This is a genomic window from Kitasatospora sp. NPDC088346, from assembly GCF_044740765.1.
Classification (GTDB): domain Bacteria; phylum Actinomycetota; class Actinomycetes; order Streptomycetales; family Streptomycetaceae; genus Kitasatospora.
Genome location: NZ_JBIURH010000011.1, coordinates 225,141 through 233,199, shown reverse-complemented (window position 1 = coordinate 233,199; position 8,059 = coordinate 225,141). Strand labels below are relative to the sequence as shown.

The window sequence follows — 8,059 nt, the reverse complement described above, 5'->3', positions numbered from 1 at the left end:
TGGAGGGTGCCGAGGCTGTCGCGGTGGAGGACTTCGCCCTGGTGGAGCCAGCTGACGGTCTGCAGGCCCATGTGGGGGTGGGGTGGGACCTGCATGCCGGGTTCGTCCGCGATGTCGTCCGGGCCGTAGTGGTCGACGAAGCACCAGGCGCCGACCATCCGGCGGCCCAGGTTCGGCAGCAACCGCCGGACCTGTGTGGACTCCCCCAGTGTCACCGTCCGGCCGGTGAGCAGGTCCTTGACCGGTCCGCCCGCGGCCTCCCGGCCGCAGCGCAGCGGAGTCGGCCTGAGATTGAGATCGCTCATGCCCGTCACCGTACGCGGCGCCCCGCCGGCGACACGACGATCCGTCAGCCGGCGCGGCCGAGGAAGGCCAGCACCTCGGGCGCGACCGCCCGCCAGAACGCCCAGTCGTGCCCGCCGGCGGGGAAGTGCCGCTCGGCCGGGGCGGCGCCGGCGAGCCCGGCGAGGTCGGCCAGCGCCCGGGCGGCCGGGAGGAACGGGTCCTCGGTGCCGCACCAGACGCCCAGCCGCGCGGTGACCGGCGGATCGGGGTGCAGCAGCGGCTCGTGTTCGCGCCAGTCGGCCTCGTCGGTGAAGCCCTGGCCTCGGCCCAGCTGCGGAAGACGGCGGGGCTGAGCACCGCGACGGCGGCCGGCCGGCGCCGCCCGGCGACCGCCCGCGCGTAGCGCAGTGCGCCGAAGGCCCCCATCGAGATGCCGAAGGCGGTGGACGGTTCGGGCAGGCCCTGTTCCCCGAGCAGAACGGGCAGTTCGTCGACGAGCATGGCCAGCGGGTCGTCGCCGGGCGTCCGGCGGTGCCAGTAGGTGGCGGCGCCGCCGTCCACCGCGACGATGCGCAGCGGTGGCGCACCGGCGGCGACCGCGGCCGCGAGAGCGCAGGGCCGCCCGGCACCGTCCACCAGGGTCCGCGCGTCGGCGCCGCGCCCGTGCAGGGCCAGGCAGACCGGCAGGTCGGCGGTGCCGTCGGTGCCCGGCGGGGAGACGATGCTCAGGGTGACGGGCCTGCCCCGCGCGGCCGAGTGCCGGCGGAAGGTGCGCACCGGCGCCGTACCGCCGGACGCGGTCGGCACCGGGCCGGGTTCCCCGCCGCTCGGGCCGCAGCCCGCCGCCAGGGCGGCGGCCGCGAACGCCGTCAACGCCCCTCTGCGGCCCGGATGTTGCCCGGTCGCGTCCATGTCCCCTCCCGGGCCACTGTACGGCCCGGCCGAGCGGCCAGCCGTCCTGTGCCGGCGGACCGGCGTCAGTGGCGGCAGGCCCACGGCGCGGTGGCCGTGACGGCGTCGGCCTGGGCACGCAGCACGCGGACGGCCTCCGCCGGGTCCTCGGCCCCGTACACCGCCGAGCCCGCCACGAACACGTCGGCGCCGGCCTCGGCGCAGCGCTCGATGGTGGCGGCGGAGACGCCGCCGTCCACCTGGAGCCAGAGGTCCAGGCCGTGCTTGTCGATCAGCTCACGGGTGCGCCTGATCTTGGGGAGCATGATGTCCAGGAAGGCCTGGCCGCCGAAACCGGGCTCGACCGTCATGATCAGGACCATGTCGAGCTCGGGCAGCAGGTCCTCGTACGGCTCGATCGGGGTGGCGGGGCGCAGGGCCATGGAGGCACGCGCACCCTTGGCGCGGATCTCCCGGGCGAGCCGGACCGGGGCGGCGGCGGCCTCGACGTGGAAGGTGACGGAGCCGGCGCCGGCCTCGACGTACTGCGGGGCCCAGCGGTCCGGCTGCTCGATCATCAGGTGGCAGTCGAGCGGGGTGGAGGTGGCCCGGGCCAGCGACTCCACGACCGGGACGCCCAGCGTGAGGTTGGGGACGAAGTGGTTGTCCATCACGTCGACGTGCAGCCAGTCCGCGCCTCGGACGGCCTCCGCCTCCTCGGCCAGGCGGGCGAAGTCGGCGGAGAGGATGCTGGGGTTGATCTGAGCCATTTGAGGGTACCTTCACAACTCGGTGCGGGCGGCTGGAGCTGCCATCAAGGTCCATCATCTCTCGCGTGATCGGCCGGCCGTGAGCGGCGACCTCTCCCCGTGACCCGCGTCACACCCGACGCGTACCAGGGTCACGAACGCCGTGGCCCCGCTCCGAGAAAGGTGTCCGATGGCCGAGCTGGTGCACCCCGCCCGTGCTCTGTGGTGGCTCTTCGAACCTGTCCACGCCCTGACCTACTTCTCGCCCGAGGGCCGGGCCGCCTACGAGGCGGCGGGCCTGCGCGGCAGCTGGCGCGGCTACTTCGCCGGCCGGTCCGCACCGCTCGGCGCGGTGGACGCGACGCCGGTGGTCGCCGCCTTCTTCAACTTCGCGCCCGGCATGGTCGAGCGGGCCCTGCCGGACATCTGGAGCCGGGCCACCCCGGAGGCGGCGCTCGCCGCCCGGGTCTCGGGGGCGGAGGCCGCGCTGCGGCGGGTGCTGGAGACGGTGAAGCCGCACCTGATCGAGCGGTCGGTGGAGCTGCTGGAGCGCGCGATCGACGGACTGGACTGCTGCGGGCGGGTGCTGGCCGCCGCCAACGCCGCCCTGCCCCGGCCCGACGGGCAGCTCGCCCGGCTCTGGCACGCCACCACCGTGCTGCGCGAGCACCGCGGCGACGGCCATGTCGCGGCGCTGGTCGCGGAGGGGCTGGACGGCTGCGAGGCCCTGGTGGTGCGCTGCGCCCTGGACATCCGCCGGGAGGTCATGCAGCCGTACCGCGGCTGGACGGACGAGGAGTGGGACGAGGCCACCGGCCGCCTGATCGAGCGTGGCTGGCTCGGCGCGGACGGCTCGCTGAGCGCCGAGGGCCGCGCCCGCCACCAGGCCCTGGAGGCCGCCACCGATCTCGCCGCCTCCCGGGTGTGGGCCGGTTTCCGCCGGTCCGAGCTCGACGAGCTGGCCACCGCCCTGCGGCCGATCGCGACGGCCTGTCGGCCCGAGCTTCCCCAGCTCAACCCGATAGGGCTCCCGGTCAGCAGCTGACCCGGAGGCTCCCGGAGCCGATCCGCCGCCCCTCCCCCGCCGCCCGACCGGCCTCCCCCGGCCGGGCGCTTCCATGTCCGCACCCCGGACGCACCCCGGACGCACGCCGGACGCACCCCGGCCGTCCGAACGCACCCCGGCCGTGCCCCGGCCCGCCCCGACGCCGCCACCCGGCCCCGGCGCGCCCGCGGACCGATGATGGGAGGAGGTGCCGCGCCAACGGACGGGCGACCCCACGGACGGGCGACCCCACAAACGGGCGACCCGACGCGCGCACGGATCGGAGGCGGCCGATGACCGGCTGGCACGTACGGGACTTCGCCCCGGAGGACTTGGAGGCGATCGTCCGGCTCGACGCCGGGAACAGCGACGCCGACGGGCCCGCCGTCTTCCACCTCGCCGAGGTCGTCGCCGCGCTGCAGGCCCGGCACCCGAGCGTGGTCGCCGTGGCCGAAGGACAGCTGGTCGGCGCCGCGGTGGCCCGGGTGGAGGGCGACCGCGCCTGGGTGCTGCGGATCAACCTGCACCCGGCCTGGCGCCACCTGGGCCTCGGCAGCGCCCTGCTCTCCGCGCTGGAGGCCCGGTTGCAGACGGTCGGCGCCCGCACCCTGACCGCGGTGCTCCCCGAGAACGGGACCGGCGCCACCGCCCTGCGCAACAGCGGTTTCGGGCCCCGCGAGGGCCTGACGTACTTCGAGAAGACCCGCCCGGTGCGGGCCCAGGACGTGGTGCTGCTGTCCGCGCTGGGGGCGGTCGAGCCGCCGTCCGGGCTGTGGGGGCGGCTGGCCGGGATGGCGCGGGAGAAGGAGCTGATCGAACGCCGCCTGGTGCTGCCGCTGGCGCACCCCGAGCTCGCCGCCCAGCACGGCGTCGAGCCACCGCAGGCCGTGGTGCTGTTCGGTCCGCCCGGAACGGGCAAGAGCACCTTCGCCAGGGCCGTGGCCGGCCGGCTGGGCTGGCCGTACGTGGAGCTGTTCCCGTCCCGGCTGGCGCTGGAGGAGGGTCTGGCGAACGGGCTGAGCCGCCGGTTCGAGGAGGTCGCCCAGCTCGACACCGCGCTGGTCTTCATCGACGAGGTCGAAGAGGTGGCCGGCACCCGGAGCAGCGCCGACCCGGCGGCGGTCGGGGTGGTGAACGAGCTGCTGAAGTCGATCGTGCGGTTCCGCGAGCGGGCGGACCGGCTGCTGGTCTGCGCGACCAACAACGTGGCCGCCCTCGACCCGGCGTTCCTGCGGCACGGCCGCTTCGACTACGTGCTGCCGATCGGCCCGCCGGACCACGAGGCCCGCTGCGCGCTGTGGACCAGCTACCTCGCCCGGGCGGAGGCCGAGGCCGACATCCCGGTGCTCGCCGAAGCCTCCGACGGCTTCACCCCGGCGGACATCGCCCAGGCCGCCCGCGCCGTCGCGCAGACGGCGTTCGAACGCACCCTGGACACCGGGACACGGACCCGTCCCGCCACTGAGGACTACCTGGTCACCATCCGCCGCACCCGCCCCACGGTCACCCAGGAGATGGCGCTGGAGTTCGCCGACCAGACCACCCGCTACGGCCGCACCTGAAAACCGCGCCCGCACCCGCCCACCGGCCGGCCCACCACGCCGCCCACCGGTCCGCCCACCGCGCCACCCACCGGCCGGCTCAGTGCCCGGGGGCGGCCGAGCGCCGTCCCGTCCCTGCGCTGACCCGCCCGCGCCGGGGCGGCCCGAGCAGGATGCCCCGCCCGGCGTAGAAGCGGGGCAGGTCCGCCCACGGCACCCGGGCGTACTGCTGCGAGCCGTCGGGGAAGCCGGACGGGTTGTGGATCAGCAGGTCACGGTCGTCGGCGCCGACCCCGAGCACCAGGTGGCCGCCCTTGCGGGGAGGTTCCGGTTCGAGGGTGCGGATGCCCGGGTGGACGGAGAGCACCAGCAGCCGTCCGCCCTCGATCTGGGCCGCGAGTTCCTCGACCGGCAGCGGGTCGCGGGCCTCGGCGTACAGGCCCCAGCGGGTCCGGACGTACTCCGCGAAGGGCCCGTGGATCAGGCCGTCCAGCCGCCCGTCCGGGTGCCGGACGTACGCCCCGGCGGCCACGCACTCCTCGGCGAGCCGGATCGAGGCCGGGGCCACCCCCCACCAGAAGTCCAGCACCATCCGCAGGCAGGCCATCCCGCAGATCCGCCAGGACCAGTACGTGTACTCCTCCTCGCTCACGGCGCCGGAGCGCTCCCAGAGCGGGTCGTCGCCGGCCTGCACGGTGCCGGCCAGGATGTCCGGCACCAGCTCGGGGGACTCCCACTGGGAGTAGTAGGGGACCTGGTTGCTGATCGGGTTCACCCCGCCATCCTGACCTGTCGCGCCCCGGATGCCCGGCAACCCGGCGGCGGAACCGGTGCGGCGACCGGGCCCGCGACGGCGGGGCCGGTGTGCCGAGGAGCTCCGGCCCCGCCGTCACCGGGTCTACCAGGCGTAGTCCTCGGGGGCGGTGCGGCGGCCGGGGAAGATCTCGTCCAGCCGGTCGAGGGTCTTCTGGTCCAGGGTCAGGTCGAGCGCCCGGACGGCCGCGTGCAGTTGCTCCAGGGTGCGCGGCCCGACGATCGGGGCGGTGACCGCCGGACGGGACAGCAGCCAGGCCAGCGCCACGTCGCCGGGCTCGTGCCCCAGCTCGGCCGCCAGGTCCTCGTACGCCTGGAGCTGCCCGCGCTTGGCCTCCAGCGTCTCGGCCGACCGGCCGGTGGCGCGGCGGACGCCCTGGGCCTGCTTGCGCAGCACGCCGCCGAGCAGGCCGCCGTGCAGCGGGGACCACGGGATGAGCCCGAGGCCGTAGTGCTGGGCGGCCGGGACCACCTCCAGCTCGACGTTGCGCTCCAGCAGGTTGTAGATCGACTGCTCGCTGGTCAGGCCGAGGAAGTTGCGGGACTTCGCCGCCTCCTGGGCCTGGGCGATGTGCCAGCCCGCGAAGTTGCTGGACCCGACGTAGATGATCTTCCCCTGGGCGACCAGCACCTCCATCGCCTGCCAGATCTCCTCCCAGGGCGTGGCCCGGTCGACGTGGTGCATCTGGTAGAGGTCGATGTGGTCGGTCCGCAGGCGGCGCAGGCTGGCGTCGACCGCACGCCGGATGTTGAGCGCGGAGAGCCTGCCCTCGTTGGGCCACTCCCCCATGTCGCCGTAGAGCTTGGTGGCGATCACGGTCTTCTCCCGCCGGCCGCCGCCCCGGGCGAACCAGCTGCCGATGATCTCCTCGGTGCGGCCCTTGTTCTCGCCCCAGCCGTAGACGTTGGCGGTGTCGAAGAAGTTGATGCCCTGTTCGTGGGCGGTGTCCATGATCTGGTGGGCGTCGGCCTCTTCGGTGTGCGGGCCGAAGTTCATGGTGCCGAGGCACAGCCGGGAGACGGTCAGGCCGGTACGGCCGAGGTGGGTGAACTCCATGACCGCCACCCTCTGCCGCCCCGGCCGCTTTGTCCAGCATTTCTTGCCGCCGGCGCATCAACTCCCGTGGTGCGCAGCCTCCCACCGGCGCGTCGGTTCCGCCGGTGCGTCAACTCCCTTCGCCCGCCGCACCGGTCCGGGTGCGCCGGACCGCCTGACGCCCGGGCCCGGGCCGAAGCCCGGGCCCGGGCGTCAGGCGGTCCGGCGCAACAGGGCCAGGTACATCGCGTCGGTGCCGTGCAGGTGCGGCCAGAGCTGCACGTCGGGGCCGGCGCCGAGGGCGGGTACGCCGGGCAGCAGCGGGCGGGCGTCGATCCACTCGACGCCGAGCTCCTCGCGCAGCACGTCGTCGACCACGGCCCGGGTCTCGGCCAGGTGCGGGGAGCAGGTCGCGTAGCCGACCACGCCGCCGGGGCGGGCAGCCCGAATGGCGGTGCGCAGCAGGTCGCGCTGGAGGGGTCCGAAGCCGGCGATGTCCTCGGGGCGGCGGCGCCAGCGGGCCTCCGGGCGGCGGCGCAGCGCGCCGAGGCCGGAGCAGGGGACGTCGACCAGGACCCGGTCGAAGGAGCCCTCGCGCCAGGCGGGCTTGGTGCCGTCGGCGGCGATCACGGTGTACGGGCCGGGGTTGCCGTCGAGCGCCCTGGCCACCAGCCGGGCGCGGTGCGGCTGCTTCTCCGAGGCGACCAGTGCGGCGCCGCGTCCGGCGGCGAGCGCGCCCAGGAGGGCGGCCTTGCCGCCGGGGCCGGCGCAGCCGTCCAGCCAGAGCCGGTCCGGGCCGTCCAGCGGGGCGGTGGCGAGCGCGAGGGCGACCAGCTGGCTGCCCTCGTCCTGGACGCCGGCCCGGTTCTCCCGGACGGCGTCGACGCCGGCCGGGTCGCCGCCCTCGGCGAGCCGCAGCGCGAACGGGGACCAGCGGCCGGGCTCGGCCTCGGGCAGGGCGGCGGCGATCTCCTCGACGGTGGAGCGGCCGGGGCGGGCGATCAGCGTCACCTCGGGCCGTTCGTTGTCGGCGGCGAGCAGTTCCTCCATCGCGCCGCGCCCGCTGGCGTCGGGCTGCCAGCGGCCGAGCGAGTCCCAGAGCGAGGAGACCACCCAGCGGGGGTGGGAGTGCAGCACGGCGAGGTGGTCCTCGGCGTCCTGCTCGTACGGCGGGGCGACCTGCTGGAGCCAGGTGTCCAGGTCCTGGGCGCTGATCTTGCGCAGAACGGCGTTGACGAACTTGGCCCGGCCGTCGCCGAGCACCACCCGGGCCAGCTCGACGGTCGCGGAGACCGCCGCGTGGCTGGGGATGCGGGTGGCGAGCAACTGGTGCGCGCCGAGCGCGAGCACGTCCAGCACCGGCGGGTCGACCTCCCGCAGCGGGCGGTCGACGCAGGCGGCGATGATCGCGTCGTAGCTGCCCTGCATCCGCAGGGTGCCGTAGACGAGTTCGGTGGCGAGGGCGGCGTCGCGCCGGTCCATGCCCTTCTGCTCGGCCTCGCGGAGCAGGGAGGGCAGGATGAGGTTGGCGTAGGCGTCGCGCTCGTCGACGGCGCGCAGGGCGCGGAAGGCGACGATCCGGGCCGGGTCCTTCTTGGGGCGGCGGTGCGGGCGGGGGGCGCGCTTGGCGCTGGGGGTGGTCACTGGTGCCTCTAAGGTGCTACGGAATCAACGGGGGGACGAACGGTCGTCGTGCGGG

At 75.4% G+C, this 8,059-nt stretch carries 8 protein-coding genes; 3 read left to right on the top strand and 5 right to left on the bottom strand.

What is annotated here, in order from left to right; all coding sequences use genetic code 11:
* Positions 1–305: pirin family protein (locus tag ACIOFR_RS17895; RefSeq protein ID WP_400997972.1), on the bottom strand; the 305-nt coding region annotated here is incomplete at its 3' end.
* A gap of 107 nt (positions 306–412) precedes the next feature.
* Here ACIOFR_RS17895 and ACIOFR_RS17890 point away from each other — a divergent pair.
* The gene (locus ACIOFR_RS17890) at positions 413–688 is read left to right on the top strand and encodes a hypothetical protein (RefSeq protein ID WP_400997969.1); all 276 of its coding nucleotides are present in this window, start codon (positions 413–415) and stop codon (positions 686–688) included.
* 574 nt (positions 689–1,262) lie between these two features.
* Here the strand turns inward: ACIOFR_RS17890 and rpe are convergent.
* Positions 1,263–1,946: a ribulose-phosphate 3-epimerase gene (gene rpe, locus ACIOFR_RS17885; RefSeq protein WP_400997966.1), complete on the bottom strand. Its 684-nt coding sequence runs from the start codon at positions 1,944–1,946 to the stop codon at positions 1,263–1,265.
* A gap of 169 nt (positions 1,947–2,115) precedes the next feature.
* On the opposite strand from rpe, the gene ACIOFR_RS17880 reads away from it, so the two are divergent.
* Together ACIOFR_RS17880 and ACIOFR_RS17875 are read left to right on the top strand one after the other, a co-directional pair.
* Positions 2,116–2,970 carry a hypothetical protein gene (locus ACIOFR_RS17880; protein WP_400997963.1) on the top strand — a complete coding sequence of 285 codons (855 nt, stop codon included), beginning with the start codon at positions 2,116–2,118 and terminating at the stop codon, positions 2,968–2,970.
* A 293-nt stretch (positions 2,971–3,263) separates the two neighbouring features.
* Positions 3,264–4,532 carry an ATP-binding protein gene (locus ACIOFR_RS17875; protein WP_400997960.1) on the top strand — a complete coding sequence of 423 codons (1,269 nt, stop codon included), beginning with the start codon at positions 3,264–3,266 and terminating at the stop codon, positions 4,530–4,532.
* 79 nt (positions 4,533–4,611) lie between these two features.
* Here the strand turns inward: ACIOFR_RS17875 and ACIOFR_RS17870 are convergent, their stop codons facing one another.
* From ACIOFR_RS17870 to ACIOFR_RS17860, 3 genes are all read right to left on the bottom strand, one after another.
* A complete protein-coding gene (locus tag ACIOFR_RS17870; RefSeq protein ID WP_400997958.1) occupies positions 4,612–5,286 on the bottom strand; it encodes a C39 family peptidase in 675 nt (224 codons plus the stop codon).
* 123 nt (positions 5,287–5,409) lie between these two features.
* Positions 5,410–6,381 carry an aldo/keto reductase gene (locus ACIOFR_RS17865; RefSeq protein WP_400997955.1) on the bottom strand — a complete coding sequence of 324 codons (972 nt, stop codon included), beginning with the start codon at positions 6,379–6,381 and terminating at the stop codon, positions 5,410–5,412.
* A 192-nt stretch (positions 6,382–6,573) separates the two neighbouring features.
* Positions 6,574–8,004: an RsmB/NOP family class I SAM-dependent RNA methyltransferase gene (locus ACIOFR_RS17860; protein ID WP_400997953.1), complete on the bottom strand. Its 1,431-nt coding sequence runs from the start codon at positions 8,002–8,004 to the stop codon at positions 6,574–6,576.
* Between the last annotated feature and the right edge of the window lie 55 nt (positions 8,005–8,059).

Excerpts from the sequence above, each read along its gene's own strand:
- rpe (WP_400997966.1), bottom strand. The coding sequence starts at position 1,946 with ATGGCTCAGATCAACCCCAGCATCCTCTCCGCCGACTTCGCCCGCCTG.
- ACIOFR_RS17880 (WP_400997963.1), top strand. The coding sequence starts at position 2,116 with ATGGCCGAGCTGGTGCACCCCGCCCGTGCTCTGTGGTGGCTCTTCGAA.
- ACIOFR_RS17875 (WP_400997960.1), top strand. The coding sequence starts at position 3,264 with ATGACCGGCTGGCACGTACGGGACTTCGCCCCGGAGGACTTGGAGGCG.
- ACIOFR_RS17865 (WP_400997955.1), bottom strand. The coding sequence starts at position 6,381 with ATGGAGTTCACCCACCTCGGCCGTACCGGCCTGACCGTCTCCCGGCTG.